Raw genomic sequence first — 15960 nt, 5'->3', positions numbered from 1 at the left:
CGGAGTAGAGATTTATTGATATCGCTTATTAATTTGATAGTAAGTGAGAAAGATCAGATTGTAGAAGTAACATTACTTAATCCGTATATCCCAAGAATTTTAAGGCTGATAAACTATCTATACTTGATATAAAAGTCAAAAGTGAAAGCAGTAAAAGGTATAATATCGAAATCCAAGTAACCGATGAAGCGGATTACGATAAAAGAGCTTTGTATTACTGGGCGCAAATGTATACGGAGCAACTGAAAGAGGGATCAGATTATGCGGCATTAAATAAAACAATAGGGATACACATACTTAACTTTACCAGTATTACAGATACAGATGAATATCATAATTCTTTTCAGTTGAAGGAAATAAAAAGTGGTTTAGTATATTTTAAAGATATAGAGTTACATACGATAGAGCTTAATAAATTTGCTAAGAATCCTAAGGAGGAGTTATCTGACGTCGTCAAGAAAGTTAAAAATGCTTTAGATATATGGCTAGCATTTTTAACACGTAATGATTTATTAAATGAAGATAATTTACCGAAAGAATTGGATAATGATGTATTGAAAAAAGCATTAACCGTGCTTGAGGTAATAAATTTAAATGATGCAGAAAGAGAGGAATATGAAAATCGTTTAGAGTGGCTTAGAATTGAAACTAGTGCTTTTAAAAAGATGAAAGAGGAAGGAAGAGCTGAAGGCGAAGCTAGAAGAAATATTGAAATAGCAAAAGAAATGCTAAGTGATAAAGAGCCTCTAGAAACAGTAATTAAATATACTAAACTTTCAAAAGAAGAAATAGAAAAGCTAAAAGCAGAAATCGATAAGGCGGGAAAGTCGTCTGCGATATATACTCCGAGTAAATGAAGAATCGGCAGACGACCCATTATAAAAAACAGTATATTTAGTTAGCTGAGCTGTAAGGACAGCCGCAACCTTTTTTAGGCTTATTTCTTTCTGCTGAATCTTCAAGTTTTTTATCGGCTGCCTGCACGTCTTGACCTGCACCTTGCATTGTATTACAAGCACTTGTTAAGAAAGCTACAGCTACTAATATAGAAGTTATAAGTGCTGAACGCATAAATTTTACCTTTATCAAATTTAGCTTAGATATTATGAAGTAAGCAAAAAATTGTCAACTTGAAAATATATTAAAATTTAAAGTATTTGTACACATCACTTAGCCGTATCTTTATAATCACATAAGATATTTTGTTGACAAAATATTAATTTTTTAGTATTTCTTTAAGAATTAATATTTAAAAGATTTATAAAATGAAAGAAATCAATGATCAATTGAAAGAAGCACTATCTTCTATGAAAGACGGTGTCTTAGATTGTACAAATTTAGAGGGAATAAGCTTACAAGAGATTTTTAATTTTCTTCAAAATCCTGATATAGTAAAGGATAAAATTATCTCTCTTGATATATTAACTTATGAAAATTGGAAAGAAGTAAATGATTTTATTTTGTAATTAAATGATAATTCATCTTTTAAGCCCCAAACTATAGAAATTTATACCTTCATAGATATATGGAAGATATTTTTAATTTAAGATTAAAAACAGGCATAAATATTACTAATCATACTGATGTTAATATGACAGATCACAGAAAAGAGGCTTTATTAAAAAAATTCTTAGAGAGATTTAAAAAAAAATTTTTACTAAAGATGAAGAACAGTTAAGTCAATTTATAAAAGCTGCATGTAAAGCAGCTAAAACCCCGGATGGCGTCGAAATGCAGTATGGGCGAGCTTTACGGCTTGGTTCTAAGTATAATTTCAGTAAAATAGATAAACAATATTCTGATTTACAGGGTATTTTTAAAAAGTTACAAGAGACACAAATACAAAAAGTAAATTCAGAAATTCATCATTATAAACAGGAAGATGATTTACATTTTTATATGGTAAAAGTCAACGGAGCGGATATGTCTGCTTGGCAAGATTTTTTGGGTAAGCAGAGTAGCTTTCAAAGTTCTTATCAAGGCAATGATTTGGTGATAAAAAATTTTGATAAGGGGAAGTATGCCTTTTCCGCTAGCTTAGATTATCATGATCAAGGCTTAACCGATGTATTATGTAGCCTTTGTTTCCAATAAAATATGACAAAAAGGTGATTCGCTTGATACTTCATCTATAGAGATGTTTATAACCATGCTGATTTCTCAAAATGCAAGCTTTATTTCGCATTCTGGTATAGCAAGACTTCCAATATATCAAGAAAAACCTTTTATTATAAAACATAAAAATCTTGCAGTTAAACTTCATAGTTTTATTGCCGCCTGTGCCAAAAATATTTATTCTAATAAAAAAGAATATATGATTACTGTACCGGTAAAGGAGATGACACAAATAATTCTTAAAGAATATGAAAAAAAAGGAGTTTTAGATAAAATATATATAGGACATCAGCAAGAAAATTTAGATAATAAACAAACCCCTATAAAACTTATTGAGGATAATGACAAAACTTTATTTAGTCTTTATGATAGAAACGGTAATATATTACATGAATTAACTAGTGTACAAATGGAAGGAGAATTCACTTGGTTTTGCAAACATCCGTATCTATTCAGGGGGCAAGGTAAAAAAGTACACCGTTCGTTACTTGTCATTTAGAAACATTAGCAACGCTTGAGCCTAAACCTAATTCTATAGAACATGAATATTATTCAGAAATAATTGGTAGTTTATAAGATTTACTATAACTCTTATTTAAGGTTAAAATAATAATCGCAATACTCTTTAATAGGGCAGATGTCGCAATCGGGTTTTCTAGCTTTGCATATATATCTGCCGTGCAGAATTAGCCAGTGATGGGCATGCGTTAGCCATGTTTTATCGATAATCTGCAGTAGCTCTTTTTCTACTATTTCAGGAGTACCGCCTTTAGCAAGCCCGATCCTTTTGGCTACTCTAAAGACATGCGTATCAACTGCCATTGTAGGCATGCCGAATAAGCAATTTAGTACAACATTAGCAGTTTTTCTGCCAACGCCCGGTAGTTTAATTAATTCCTTAAAATCATTCGGTACTGAAGCTTGATAATTGCTTATCAATATTTTACATAATGCGATAATATTTTTTGTTTTGCTGTTAAATAGTCCGATAGATTTTATATATTTTTTAAGTCCTTCTTCGCCGAGTTCTAAAATTTTTTCTGGTGTATCATAAGTTTCAAATAAAGATTTAGTTGCTAAATTTACTGATATATCGGTGGCTTGAGCAGATAATATTACCGCTACTAATAAGGTAAAATCATTCTTATATATTAATTCGGTTTTCGGATTTGGATTATTCTTACTAAAAATCTCAAAAATTTTATTAACTATTTGTGCTTGCATATATTGCTATAGAAAGTGTATTTTAGAAGATAAATTATTGAGTCTTAAAATGCTAGAAAATAAAAATTTTAAATTTATAGAAAATGAAATAAAAAATAATAAAGTAGTATTGTTCATGAAAGGTACTAAAGAGTCGCCTGCATGCGGATTTTCAGGAACCGTAGTAGCTATTTTGAATAAATTAGGTGTAGAATTTCGTGATGTTAATGTACTTTTTGATGCTGAATTACGTGAAGATTTAAAAAAATTTAGCGACTGGCCAACATTCCCACAATTATACATTAACGGAGAATTAGTCGGCGGGTGTGATATTGCTAGAGAGTTATATCAAAGTGGGGAACTTGAGAAGATGTTGAAAGCGTATACTCGGTGAATTTCAAAAATTGGTGTCGTCGTCTAGCAAGTTCTGTGGTGCTCACGTATTAAGTATACGCTCCGCTCCTTGCCTTGCAGACTCCTTGCTCTTTTTGAAATTGACCTTCGTATACTACTACTCAACCTTAATATTTTAAGTACATAAACATATAAAAACATGAGCAAATATTTAGAATACCCCGAAGTAGAAAGTAAAGAGCAGCCGCCGAAGAAGCTAGTAGTATTACTGCACGGTGTCGGCTCGGACGGACATGATTTAATAGGACTTGTGCCTTATATCAAAAATTATTTACCCAATTGTCACTTTATTTCCCCGCATGGTATCGAGGCTTATGATATGATGCCTTATGGTAGACAATGGTTTAGTTTGCAAGACCGCAGCCCGCATATTATGGCAAAGCTAATTGCAAATAATATTTCTAAGGTTGAAGATATAATAAAGCAAAAGCAGGACGAGTTAAATCTAACCAACAAAGATACTATCATTATTGGCTTTTCTCAAGGTACGATGATAGGGTTATATTTAACACTAGTTCAAAAAGAGCCGTTTTTCTGTACTATAGGTTTTTCGGGTGCATTAATTCCACCTATGGAAGTTAATAATAAGCTTACTCCTATATGCTTGATTCATGGGGAATTAGATGAGGTGGTCGGTATTAGCGAGATGTATAATGCTTCAAACTATTTATCTAAGCTGCATGTAGAGCATAGCGGACATAAATTAACGTCTCTTGCTCATTCAATAGATGGACGGGGGCTTGAGATTGCGATTAATTTTATAAATAACCGTCATTGCGAGCAGCCGTAGGCTGCGTGGCAATCTCAGGATTTTGGTACGAGATTGCTTGTCAAAATTTTCAATTTTTCTTCACAATGACGATTAGATATCCACACAACAAAACCAAAAAAAATATGAGGATGAATGAATATTTTTAATAATAATTTACACGAAACGGATAAAGAGATTAATGAAATAATAAAGCATGAAAAGCTACGTCAAAGTAGCGTAATCGAGCTTATTGCATCAGAAAATTTCGTAAGTCCTGCTGTGCTTGAATCTCAAGGGTCGCTTCTGACTAACAAATATGCCGAAGGATACCCAAGTAAGCGATTCTATAACGGTTGTGAGGAAGTAGATAAAGCTGAAAATTTAGCTATAGAACGAGTAAAAAAACTCTTTAACTGCAAATATGCAAATGTCCAACCTCATTCAGGATCACAAGCAAATCAGGCTGTATATCTTGCTTTATTACAGCCGGGTGATACGGTTCTTGGTATGTCCTTAGATAGCGGCGGGCATCTAACTCACGGTGCGGCTCCTAATATGTCCGGTAAATGGTTTAACGCCGTTTCTTATAGCGTAAATAAAGAGACTTATTTAATCGATTATGATGAGATTGAACGCTTAGCGGATTTGCATAAACCAAAATTACTTATAGCCGGTTTTTCTGCTTATCCTCGTAATATTGATTTTGCAAAATTTAGAGAAATCGTGGATAAAGTAGGAGCTTACTTTATGGCAGATATTGCTCATATTGCAGGACTTGTTGCCACAGGTGAGCATCAAAGCCCTATTCCTTACGCTCACGCTGTTACCTCTACTACTCATAAAACACTTAGAGGTCCAAGAGGCGGTTTAGTTTTATCTAACGATGAAGAGATAGGTCAAAAAATAAATTCTGCATTATTTCCAGGACTACAAGGTGGTCCGTTAATGCATATAATCGCCGCAAAAGCCGTAGCTTTTTTAGAAAATTTGCAGCCTGAATATAAAAGTTATATTCAGCAGGTAATAAGTAACGCTAAAGCTTTAGCAAGTAGCTTGCAAGAAAGAGGATATGATATATTAACAGGTGGTACCGATAATCATATTGTTTTAGTGGATTTGCGTAAAGACGGAATCACTGGTAAGCTTGCCGCAAATTCTTTGGATAGAGCAGGGATTACGTGTAATAAGAATGCTATCCCGTTTGATGAAACTTCGCCTTTTATCACTTCAGGTATTCGCCTTGGTACTCCCGCATGTACTACTAGAGGCTTTAAAGAAAAGGATTTTGTATTAGTTGGTCATATGGTAGCAGATATTTTAGACGGTTTAAAAAATAATGAAGATAATAGCGATCTTGAGCAGAAAGTATTAAATGAAGTGACAAAATTAATTAAATTATTTCCGTTTTATGGCTAATTTAAATAAACGACCTGATTGGATAAAAGTAAAAGTTCCTAATTCTACAGAGTACTATAATACAAAAGATTTAATAAAGAATCTGAGATTAAATACTGTGTGCGAGGAAGCTGCTTGTCCTAATATTGGTGAGTGCTGGTCAAAAAAACATACAACTGTGATGATTTTAGGTTCGGTTTGTACTAGAGCCTGTAGGTTTTGTAACGTTAAAACGGGTAGAACGGATTTACTTGATCCGCATGAACCGCAAAGGTTAGCGGAGGCGGTACAAAAGCTAAATCTTAAGCATGTAGTAATTACTTCCGTCGATCGTGATGATCTTGAGGACGGCGGAGCTTCACATTTTGCGGAGTGTATTAGCGAAATCCGAAAATCATCGCCAAATACTACTATTGAGATTCTCACACCCGATTTTTTAAGAAAAGAAGGAGCAGCTGAAATAATAGCAAACGCAAAACCTGACGTTTTTAACCATAATGTCGAAACAGTACCGTCTTTATACAAAACGATTAGACCGGGGGCTAGATATTATAATTCTTTAAGCTTACTTCATAATATCAAAAAATTATCTCCTGAAATTTTTACAAAATCCGGTATGATGGTAGGGCTTGGGGAAGGAATAAATGAAGTAATACAGGTTATGGATGATTTAAGAGAAGCAAAGGTTGATTTCCTAACTATCGGGCAGTATCTGCAGCCTACCCAAAATCATGCTGAGGTCGCAAAATATGTTACGCCGGAAGAGTTTAAATATCTAGAGCGAGTAGCAAAAACAAAAGGATTCTTGATGGTTTCGGCAAGCCCGCTAACCCGTTCTTCATACCATGCCGATGAGGATTTTCAAAAATTAAAAGAGAATTACCAACAAAAACTGGTGTCTTAAAATATCATGCTTATTACCTGTGTGGTCAGTTTTCATAGCTATTATCTTTGTTTACTAAAGTAAATAATCCTCATGTTGATTAATTTATATATATGATATCATAAGTGTAACACACGTGTATACGAGTATTTTATGCAGAAGAAATTGACAATTACTATATATGAAGCGGTTTATTATAGGCTTTATTCTGTAATATGTGAACGTAAAATTAGCAAATTTATTGAGCAACTTGTAAAAACCTTATGTAATTAATGAGGAGCTTGGAGCCGCTTACAAAGCCATGGCTCAAGATACAAAAGCTAAGGGGAAGGCCAATGAGTGGGGAGAAGGGTTAATAGAACGCGATTTTTATGAAAAGAGGTGAGGTATGGTGGTCGACTTTAATCCTTTGTTAGGTGGGGAAGTCGCTAAGGTAAGACCGGCAATAATTACTCAAATGCTTCATTAAATCGTGTGCAAGTAATACCTTTAACTAGTAACATCGATAAATGCTATCCTTGTGAAGCTTACGTAATGATAGGTAGCAAAAAAGGTAAAGCCATGACCGATCAAATAATGACAGTAAGCAAATTAAGATTAAAATCTAAAATTAACGTTATCTCTAATGAAGATATACATCTTTTAAAATATGCTCTTAAGTTGCAGCTAAGTCTATAACGACTATTCATTCAATATTTGGTACAATGATAAACGTAGAAATTGTAAGAAACTACAACAAATGGCGTGAGCATAAGCAGATAAATAAGAGTTTAATCAAAAAAATAACTCAAAATATTTTATTGCGATTTGATAATTTTAGTAAAATAAAACAATTTGAATTATCAATTTTACTAACAAATGCTGCAGAAATATTGACCTTAAACAAACAATTTCGTAATATAGAAAAAGCTACTAACGTTCTTTCTTTTCCAAGCAACGAATTAAATTGGCAGGATTTATATTCTAAACTTGAATTTTTAGGTGACTCTGATTATATGCATTTAGGTGATATAGCATTTTGTTATGAGGTAATATGTAATGAATCGTGTGAGCAGCAAAAAACTTTTGAGAATCATTTTATTCATCTTTTAATACATAGTATTTTACACTTAATTGGGTTTGATCATCAAAATGACACAGAAGCAAGTATTATGGAAAATCTAGAAATTGAAATATTATCATATTTCGGTATTTTTTCCCCTTATTAACTAAATAAAAAAATTTATGTTAAAATCTTCAAAAAAAGAAGATTCTAGTAAAAAAAATCAAAATAATAAGTTAATTTTTACTGTACAAAAATTATTCTCTCCGATAAAAAATTTTTTTAGAAAAACAAAAACGCCCGATAATTTTTTTGGTGTCATAAAACGCCTTAAAATTAATAGCCAAAAAATGACTTTAGACGAGCGTAATATTTTAGCTAATTTATTGGAGCTAGAAGATAAAACTATTGAAGATATAATGGTACCGCGTTCCGATATTGCGGCAATAAAATTAACTACGAATCTAGAAGAATTAAGTGAGTCTATTAAGTTAGAAGTCCCACATACACGAACTCTTATATATGACGGTACTTTGGATAATGTAGTAGGGTTCATTCATATCAAGGATTTATTTAAAGCGTTGGCTACAAAGCAAAACGGTCGTTTAAAAAAGCTTATACGTAAGCATATAATTGCAGCTCCTTCCATGAAATTATTAGATTTGCTAGCAAAAATGCGTCGTGAGAGAACACATATTGCAATAGTTGTTGATGAGTATGGCGGTACTGACGGTTTAGTTACTATTGAAGATCTTATAGAAGAAATAGTAGGACGAATAGATGATGAGCATGATCAGCAATTAGATAGCGATAATTTCAAGGTTATTAATAACTCAACAATTATTTCAAATGCACGTGTTGAAGTAGAAGTGCTTGAAGAAATAATAGGAGAAAAGCTACAAAATGATGATGATGAGTTTGATACGATAGGTGGATTAGTATTGACTAGAGTCAGTAGTGTTCCGGCTATCGGTACTAGAATAGATATTTCAGAAAATATTGAAATTGAAGTTACGGACGCAACTCCTCGTTCTCTAAAACAAGTCAAAATTAGACTAAAAAACGGTTTGAATGGTAAATGAATACGAATTTAGAGTCGGTGTGTCCTCTAAATTCGTTAAAAATATTTTATTAGTATATTTCAGCTTGTGCTTCATGTCCTATCAATTCCATCGGACTTTCTTGCGCAGTTGCTTCTGTATAATGCTCATATGCTAGAATTGCTCCCATTGTTGCTACTGCATCGGCACCACATTTGAGAATAAAAGCCGGAGATTTAAGTAAATCACCTGCTATCACATAAATTCCAACAGCACATACTCCTACTACTGCAAGCTTACCATACCAAGGGGTTGTATCATCACTTCTAAATAACTCGACTATTTTGTTAAGTATAAAAATAAACCTAATTAGTTAATATTAAATTTTAGTTATGCGATATATAACTAAACATTAACTAATTGTCAATGATAATTACCATGAAACATGGAAAATATAATTTTATGACATTATTTTCATTTGACTTAGCAGAGAAATTTGAGTTAAATATCGAAGCTCTATACATAAAAAATTATCATTATGAATGAATTACATATTAAACTACAAAATTACAGTAGTACATATCCTGAAGAAATTGTTACAAAAACAAAAATGCTTGAATTTTTAAATGAATATGAAAACCCTTTTAGCTGAGATTTACAAATAGGACATTTCACTGCTTCGGCTTTTTTACTCAATAATGATAAAACTAAATTTTTATTGATGCACCATAAAAAGCTTGATAAGTGGCTTCAACCAGGCGGTCATTGTGATGGAGATAGTAATATATTAAATGTGGCGGTTAAAGAAGCTATAGAAGAATCCGGAATTAATGAAATCAAAACGATAAATAAGGAGATTTTTGATATAGACACCCATTATATTCCGGAAACTCATAAGGAGCCTGCTCATTATCACTATGATGTACGATTTTTACTAAAAACAGTAAATAATGATAATTTTATAAAAAATAATGAATCGAATGAACTTAAATGGTTTAACTTTTCTGATTATTCAAAATTAGATATTGAGCTAGAACGTTCCGTTACTAGAATGATAGAAAAGTTTATGACAATTAACCATCCTGCTTGTTAAATATAAATTATTGCCCTATAATGGCGTTTTTTAAATAAAATGTAAATCAAATGTCATCATCTAGAATTTTTCATTCCGTAGTAAGAACAAGGAAGATAATACTCCAAAAAACCTAGAAATTACGCATCAAGATTCAATTAATGAGAACAGACATACGAACTCTCTAGCAGGCGAAGTTGTTACTATTAAACTTAAGGATCAGCCTCAGCCTCATAATTTTATAAAGAGTGAAAAAGTTACCCTAACTTCATTTAAACCGCCTTCTTCTCAAAGTAAAGACGAATTTGATCCTATCTTAAAAGAGGTTGAAAATATCTTAAAGGATTTTGAGATTTATAGAGACTAAAGCTTTAGGAGAGATTGATTCATAGTAACATCGATAGTTTTATGCTGTAAGGTTCCTAGCTAAAAAGGGCATTGCCCGCGTGGATCAAAAAACGCGTTCGGTGTCATACCGTGGCTTGACCACGGTATCTTGTGTCACAGACTGTATCCTTAGATCCCGTGATCAAGTCGCGGGATGACAGTAATTTATTTTATGCTATTTTTTGATATTCAAAATATATTTTTCTTACTGCATAAATCCACGCTAAGCATACAAAAGTAAATACCATCATTAGAATTGGTGAGATTGAGGTAAAAGTAGCAGTTGGAACTAAAGTAAAAATAATAGATTGCACAAGACCGCTAGAGGATTTGCCGACTTTTGCACTTATCACGTCAACCGCAGCTTTGCCTTTGGTTTTAAGCTCCTCATCAAGAGGGATATATAACATTTCTCTTGAAGTATCCCATATAGAATATTTAGTACCTTTAGCTAAAATATTTTGAATACCACCGATCGAAACGGCAAGAGCAAGAGGTGACATTAAAATTGCTCCATCAAATAATGATAAAATTTGTTGGTCAAATACGATAAGTACAAAGAACAAAATGCCTGTCACCATTATTATAACCGGTGAAATAACTGCTGCTACAAACCAGTTGTGCATACGCATAACGTTATTACCGATGATGGTCATAACCATTATTGCCACGCCTGTCCAAAGTATATACAGACTGTTAAATTCAGCATAGGTATTTACAGTCGGATATAATTCCTTAATTTTTGCTTTCCATACGGCTTCGACTAAGTTAATAGCAAATCCGAAAGCTGCCGAACAAATTAAAAGTAGCCATAAATATTTTGATTTCGCAATATATTTAAAGCTTTTAATTAGCCCCATACGTTCTGAAGTTGATCTACCACTTTTTGCTTTAGCATAAAATAACGGATTAGTAAAAACGTTCTTGCTAATAAATCTAACTAACAAACAACAAATAATAGCAACAATTGCCACAATTGTCGTGGATACTTGAACTAAAGTGATTTTACTATCCGAAATACTCATAAACTTCTTAATAATAGTATCTTCCGATGATAGATTCATCATTAAAAAGCCGACTAATATTAAAGAAGAGTTGCCGAATAGCGAAAAGAGAGTATAAAATCTTTTTGCTTCTTCGGTAGTAGTAAGTTCATTAGCAAACTGCCAAAATAATAATACGTAAAAAATATTAGGCCAAAGCTCGGCAAGACTATAATATACTATATAACCCCAATTACCTACTAATGAGATATACCACTTAAAATGAGGATAACGTTTCATCCAGTCAGCTAGATTATCGGGATGTACATGAAAAATATGAATATTAGGATAGATTACGAAAGTGAATAAAACAAAACAGCTGATAAAAAATGCACTTAAATAATAAAAGATCTTTTCAAAAGTAAGATAATTAATCATTGTAGCATAAATAACCACGAATAAAGCAGCGGCAGGCGTAACGCAATAAACTTTAGCAAAACCTGCTATTTCTGCACTAATCTCGGAGATTAAAATACTATCTTTTAAGATTCGTAAAACATTTTGATTAAATAAAATACAAAACATCAAGGTACTCATCGGAATAAACTTTCCGAGTTCGTAATTATGCACAGGCCAAAGTGCTGCTCTGAATTTGTTTTTAAACGATCGTGATGAGGTACTTAGCATTATAAATCCCTAAGGACAAAAAAAAAACTTAAGCACTTCAAGATTTTATGAAAAGATATTTCCCCTAAAACTTTAGAGCCTATATATTGTTATTACATTCTGAAGATACTGAGCTTATACAATATATTTAGCCTTTTGTCAAGAATTACTAATATAAGATTAGATACTCTTAATGCTAGATAGTAATAAACTACAGGAATATTTTGATCTTTATAATAATTATACAAAGACACATAATTTAGGTAATAAATATTTAAAATCAGGTAAAATAGTAATGCAAACAGAGCATTATAGGGTGTTGTGTTACTCGGCATCATCCTGTGGTTTGTCCACGGGTTCCAGTAAAAATAAATTAAAAATGGATTCCCGCTTTTGTGAGAATGACAAAGGGGCAGCCGGGCATGACATAGAAAGCAGTCAGGATGACATCAAAACTTTCCTAATCATCCCCTCTATCTTCAACTCACCGGAAATATTTTTTTTAGCTCGTGACAAAAGTTTTATTGAAAATTTAAGAAGCTACGGTGAAGTTTATTTAATAGATTGGCTAGAGATTGAGGAACCTAAATATTTACTAGACGACTATGTGCATAAAATAATTGAAGTAATAGATAATTTGAAAATTAAAGACATTAATTTAATAGGTCATTGTATCGGCGGTAACCTTGCGATAGCTACAAACGTACTTATGCCTAAATTTATCAAAACTCTGACTTTACTTACCTGCCCGTGGGATTTTTCTTATTTTTTCTCTATAACTTCCGATAAGGAGCAAGAATTAGAGAATTGGCTTATGTCAGGTAATAGTATATCTAAGGAGGTTTATAATCAAATTATACAAAATATATTAGATGAAAATATGTTTATAAATCTTAAATGGAAAATTGATAATTTTATTATTGATCCGAGTTTAATTCGTTGTCCTGTATATATAGTAGCAGCAGAAGATGATCAAATAGTACCTAAATCTTCTATTTTACTTTTGCAAAAATTATTAAAAAACTCTAAGCTTATAGATGTAGCAGGCGGACATATTAGCATATTAGTTATTTAATAAATGATAAACTAGATAAATTATTTAAGGAGTACACATTATGACAAAACCGGTTTATATAACTTATGCGAAAAGGACTGCTTTCGGCTCGTTTATGGGTAGCCTTAGTACAACAGCTGCACCTATGCTTGCTGCTCATTTAATAAAGGATATACTACAAAACAGCAAAATCGATCCAGCTTTAGTAGGTGAGGTAATCCTTGGACAGGTAATAACCGGTGGTAGCGGGCAGAATCCGGCGAGGCAAGCTCTGATTTATGCGGGAATACCGAAAGAAGTGCCAGGCTATACGATTAATAAAGTATGCGGTTCAGGTCTTAAAAGCGTAGCAATTGCAGCGAATTCAATTATGACGGGTGATAATGAAATAGTTATAGCAGGTGGGCAGGAGAATATGTCGCTCGGTATGCACGGTAGCTATATCAGAGCAGGAGCTAAATTCGGCGATATTAAAATGGTTGATCTAATGCAGTATGACGGATTAACCGATGTATTTTCAGGAGTATTTATGGGTATTACTGCCGAAAATATCTCGAAACAGTTTAATATTAGCAGACAACAGCAGGACGAGTTTGCCTTAAGCTCTCACAAGAAAGCAGCTAAAGCACAGCTAGCAGGAGTTTTTAAAGATGAAATCTTACCTATCGAAGTAACGATTAAAAAAACTACTAGTTTGTTTGATCATGATGAAACAGTAAGACCTGATACCAGCCTTGAAATTTTGAGTAAATTACGTCCTGCTTTTGATAAAAACGGTGTAGTTACGGCGGGTAATGCTTCCTCTATTAATGACGGTGCGGCATGTCTTATGGTAGTTTCCGAAGAAGCTTTGAAAAAGCATAATTTAATGCCGCTAGCTCGTATTGTTTCTTATACTTCAGCCGGTGTTGATCCAAGTATTATGGGTACTGCCCCTGTTCCTGCATCCAAAAAAGCTTTAAGTAAAGCAGGTTGGAGCGTTAATGATTTGGAAGTTATCGAGGTTAATGAGGCGTTTGCCGCTCAAAGTATTTATGTAAACCGTGAAATGAAATGGGATATGGAGAAGGTTAATGTTAACGGTGGAGCAATAGCAATCGGTCATCCGCTCGGGGCAAGCGGCGGACGTGTACTTATTACTCTGATACACGGCTTACGAAGAGCTAAAGCTAAAAAAGGCTTAGTTACTTTATGTATCGGTGGCGGTATGGGTATGGCTATGTGCGTTGAAGCAGTTTAAATGTGCATTTGACTATATAGGCATTAATTGCTTTATTTGCTAAAGAAGAAAGTTGTATTCATCTGAATTAACTATAGTTCATTGTAATATATATCTGATCTAATATCTCTACAACCTAATAATGCATCATTACAATGTGTTATTGTATTTATAAACTCATGAAAGGTAGAAAAATTTATGTTATTACAAACACGCTTTAGCTTTTGACCAAAATATTTAGGAATATTCCTAAATTTTTTGCCCAACTCCATACCATAAAATAGTTAGGATTAAAATCAGTAGAATCTATAAGAGGAGTTAGTTTAAAATGCTTCAATAAATTAGAAAAGTTATTTATGAGTTTATGAGAGGCTCACGCTTCATTGGGTACATAATTCTCATCATTAAATTGATGCAATATTCTTAATCTTTTTAGGCATATAGGTATCTCTTTTGCAAGTTCCATATAACGAGAAGATGGAAATTGGGTATTATAAAAGGTATAAGTTTGATTGCTTTTAAGCCATTCCTGGTCATTATTTATTATTTGTGCATCTTCAATTGGATATGCATCATTCCCATCAATTAAACAAGACAATATACAACTTAAGGTAGCTAATTGCATGCTTGGTGACCAATTGAAGTACTAACTCCTAATAAAAACGAAAATTTAAATAGATATTTTGAAATTATTAGAGAACATGGATAAAACAAAACTCGGTATTGATCTTGAGAAAAACGAAGTAGCAGTTCATTGGCATATTTATCTCGGTTATTTAAAATGGTCGGAAGCTGAACTTGATATTTTAAAGAAAATCCAAAATATAACTAAATTAGATCAAGAGTGCTTAAATGATTATAATAACCATCAAGATAAGCAAGGGCAACCGACAAACACCTATTGCTGGTTTAACTAAAAACGGTAAATATATTGAAGGATCGATGGTTATCTCTACTGCTGCTTATGCTCTCGGTAGAATCATGATAGATAAGTCTAAATTTTGTAGATAATAATAACAGCCTAATAGAGGAAGTATTTTCAGAAAGCGAGAGAATATATTTTAAGGATAAAAAGCAAGATTCTTGAGTTAAAACTCTAGATTTAAAAATGATTAATCTTATGATTGATCTTGTAGTGCAGAAGTTAGAAATTGACAAAAAATATTTATTTAGCCGCTCTGAAATATGCGTAAGAAGAGTTACCTCGCATAAAAAGAAAAAAGATAAACCAGATTTTGTACGAAGTAATATAGAAGAATTTGACTCGGAATCAGCAATTGCCAAATATCTCGGTAAAGAAGATAAGTCGGATTCCATAGATGTTTTAAAGCATCAAGAAAGTCTACAAGAACTGTTATCTCCATTTATGATGCAACCGACGCGTTGGTGTTTATTGCCGAGTCACTCTCTTGCGGCACTGCAAGCTGCTGCGATTAATTTGGTATTACTCTCTTTTGCAGGAAAGCTTTTTGCTGTTAATGGTCCGCCTGGTACAGGTAAAACCACTATACTTTTTGATCTTATAGCAAATATCTATGTAGATCGCGCTTCATATTTAGCAACTTTAGAAACGGGTTTCAAAATAAAAAATCTTCCTTACATACACCAAATTTTGATTATCATGTTAATTCTTTAAAACCGGAATTACAAACTTACGGTATGGTTGTTGCATCATCTAATAACAATGCCGTTGAAAATATATCTAAAGAAATATCGTTATGTTATATAGTAAAATA

Annotated in this window: 22 protein-coding genes; 17 read left to right on the top strand and 5 right to left on the bottom strand. The window is 32.8% G+C overall.

All coding sequences use genetic code 11. The annotated features are described in order from the left end of the window. Positions 1-119: 119 nt before the first annotated feature. A complete protein-coding gene (locus MCI_RS02880) occupies positions 120-857 on the top strand; it encodes an Rpn family recombination-promoting nuclease/putative transposase (protein WP_083837090.1) in 738 nt (245 codons plus the stop codon). Positions 858-894: 37 nt separating this feature from the next. Here the strand turns inward: MCI_RS02880 and MCI_RS02875 are convergent, their stop codons facing one another. Continuing rightward, positions 895-1071, bottom strand: coding sequence for an entericidin A/B family lipoprotein (locus tag MCI_RS02875; protein ID WP_014409580.1), 177 nt, complete (start codon positions 1069-1071; stop codon positions 895-897). Between the two features lie 194 nt (positions 1072-1265). Here MCI_RS02875 and MCI_RS09685 point away from each other — a divergent pair, with 194 nt between their 5' ends. From MCI_RS09685 to MCI_RS06980, 3 genes are all read left to right on the top strand, one after another. Beyond that, the gene (locus MCI_RS09685; RefSeq protein WP_232202721.1) at positions 1266-1466 is read left to right on the top strand and encodes a hypothetical protein; all 201 of its coding nucleotides are present in this window, start codon (positions 1266-1268) and stop codon (positions 1464-1466) included. A gap of 265 nt (positions 1467-1731) precedes the next feature. Continuing rightward, entirely contained in the window at positions 1732-2094 is a 363-nt protein-coding gene (locus MCI_RS09680) for a hypothetical protein (protein WP_232202720.1), read from the top strand. A gap of 55 nt (positions 2095-2149) precedes the next feature. After that, entirely contained in the window at positions 2150-2614 is a 465-nt protein-coding gene (locus MCI_RS06980; RefSeq protein ID WP_014409579.1) for a hypothetical protein, read from the top strand. A 92-nt stretch (positions 2615-2706) separates the two neighbouring features. On the opposite strand, the gene nth is transcribed toward MCI_RS06980, so the two are convergent. Then, positions 2707-3339, bottom strand: coding sequence for an endonuclease III (nth, locus tag MCI_RS02850; protein ID WP_014409578.1), 633 nt, complete (start codon positions 3337-3339; stop codon positions 2707-2709). Positions 3340-3388: 49 nt separating this feature from the next. Between nth and grxD the strand changes: the two genes are divergently transcribed. The 7 genes from grxD to tlyC all read left to right on the top strand — a co-directional run bounded on the left by grxD (position 3389) and on the right by tlyC (position 8885). Continuing rightward, positions 3389-3712 (top strand): Grx4 family monothiol glutaredoxin, encoded by a 324-nt coding sequence (grxD, locus tag MCI_RS02845; RefSeq protein WP_014409577.1) that lies wholly within the window; start codon positions 3389-3391, stop codon positions 3710-3712. A 159-nt stretch (positions 3713-3871) separates the two neighbouring features. Continuing rightward, positions 3872-4522 (top strand): alpha/beta hydrolase, encoded by a 651-nt coding sequence (locus tag MCI_RS02840; RefSeq protein ID WP_014409576.1) that lies wholly within the window; start codon positions 3872-3874, stop codon positions 4520-4522. A 114-nt stretch (positions 4523-4636) separates the two neighbouring features. Continuing rightward, positions 4637-5899 (top strand): serine hydroxymethyltransferase, encoded by a 1263-nt coding sequence (gene glyA / locus MCI_RS02835; RefSeq protein WP_014409575.1) that lies wholly within the window; start codon positions 4637-4639, stop codon positions 5897-5899. Further along, the gene (gene lipA / locus MCI_RS02830) at positions 5892-6782 is read left to right on the top strand and encodes a lipoyl synthase (RefSeq protein ID WP_014409574.1); all 891 of its coding nucleotides are present in this window, start codon (positions 5892-5894) and stop codon (positions 6780-6782) included. Before glyA ends, lipA begins: the two co-directional genes overlap by 8 nt. 453 nt (positions 6783-7235) lie before the next feature. Then, positions 7236-7439 carry a type II toxin-antitoxin system PemK/MazF family toxin gene (locus tag MCI_RS02825; RefSeq protein WP_083837089.1) on the top strand — a complete coding sequence of 68 codons (204 nt, stop codon included), beginning with the start codon at positions 7236-7238 and terminating at the stop codon, positions 7437-7439. Between the two features lie 26 nt (positions 7440-7465). Further along, a complete protein-coding gene (ybeY, locus tag MCI_RS02820) occupies positions 7466-7969 on the top strand; it encodes an rRNA maturation RNase YbeY (protein ID WP_014409571.1) in 504 nt (167 codons plus the stop codon). 16 nt (positions 7970-7985) lie between these two features. Then, positions 7986-8885: a hemolysin C gene (tlyC, locus tag MCI_RS02815; protein ID WP_014409570.1), complete on the top strand. Its 900-nt coding sequence runs from the start codon at positions 7986-7988 to the stop codon at positions 8883-8885. 49 nt (positions 8886-8934) lie between these two features. Here tlyC and MCI_RS02810 read toward each other — a convergent pair whose 3' ends face one another. After that, the gene (locus MCI_RS02810; protein ID WP_083837088.1) at positions 8935-9198 is read right to left on the bottom strand and encodes a hypothetical protein; all 264 of its coding nucleotides are present in this window, start codon (positions 9196-9198) and stop codon (positions 8935-8937) included. Positions 9199-9381: 183 nt separating this feature from the next. On the opposite strand from MCI_RS02810, the gene MCI_RS02805 reads away from it, so the two are divergent. Both MCI_RS02805 and MCI_RS02800 read left to right on the top strand, forming a co-directional pair. Then, complete coding sequence (locus MCI_RS02805) at positions 9382-9495, top strand: hypothetical protein (RefSeq protein WP_014014742.1); 114 nt, start codon at positions 9382-9384, stop codon at positions 9493-9495. A 69-nt stretch (positions 9496-9564) separates the two neighbouring features. Then, the gene (locus MCI_RS02800) at positions 9565-9936 is read left to right on the top strand and encodes an NUDIX hydrolase (RefSeq protein ID WP_014409568.1); all 372 of its coding nucleotides are present in this window, start codon (positions 9565-9567) and stop codon (positions 9934-9936) included. 536 nt (positions 9937-10472) lie between these two features. Here the strand turns inward: MCI_RS02800 and tlc5 are convergent. Then, positions 10473-11972, bottom strand: a complete 1500-nt coding sequence (tlc5, locus tag MCI_RS02795) for a GTP/GDP exchange transporter Tlc5 (protein ID WP_014409567.1) — start codon at positions 11970-11972, stop codon at positions 10473-10475. 172 nt (positions 11973-12144) lie between these two features. Between tlc5 and MCI_RS02790 the strand changes: the two genes are divergently transcribed. Together MCI_RS02790 and MCI_RS02785 are read left to right on the top strand one after the other, a co-directional pair. Further along, positions 12145-13026 (top strand): alpha/beta hydrolase, encoded by an 882-nt coding sequence (locus tag MCI_RS02790; RefSeq protein ID WP_014409566.1) that lies wholly within the window; start codon positions 12145-12147, stop codon positions 13024-13026. Positions 13027-13066: 40 nt separating this feature from the next. Further along, positions 13067-14245, top strand: a complete 1179-nt coding sequence (locus MCI_RS02785; RefSeq protein WP_014409565.1) for an acetyl-CoA C-acetyltransferase — start codon at positions 13067-13069, stop codon at positions 14243-14245. A 352-nt stretch (positions 14246-14597) separates the two neighbouring features. On the opposite strand, the gene MCI_RS09675 is transcribed toward MCI_RS02785, so the two are convergent. Further along, positions 14598-14849: a hypothetical protein gene (locus MCI_RS09675; protein ID WP_014409564.1), complete on the bottom strand. Its 252-nt coding sequence runs from the start codon at positions 14847-14849 to the stop codon at positions 14598-14600. A 76-nt stretch (positions 14850-14925) separates the two neighbouring features. Here MCI_RS09675 and MCI_RS08955 point away from each other — a divergent pair, with 76 nt between their 5' ends. Beyond that, positions 14926-15141, top strand: a complete 216-nt coding sequence (locus MCI_RS08955; RefSeq protein WP_041404105.1) for a hypothetical protein — start codon at positions 14926-14928, stop codon at positions 15139-15141. Between the two features lie 203 nt (positions 15142-15344). Then, entirely contained in the window at positions 15345-15860 is a 516-nt protein-coding gene (locus MCI_RS08950) for a hypothetical protein (RefSeq protein ID WP_232202719.1), read from the top strand. Positions 15861-15960: the final 100 nt, after the last annotated feature.

This window comes from Rickettsia montanensis str. OSU 85-930 (genome assembly GCF_000284175.1).
GTDB lineage: Bacteria > Pseudomonadota > Alphaproteobacteria > Rickettsiales > Rickettsiaceae > Rickettsia > Rickettsia rickettsii.
The sequence above is the reverse complement of the archived record's forward strand: the minus strand, read 5'-3'. Positions and strand labels throughout refer to the sequence as shown.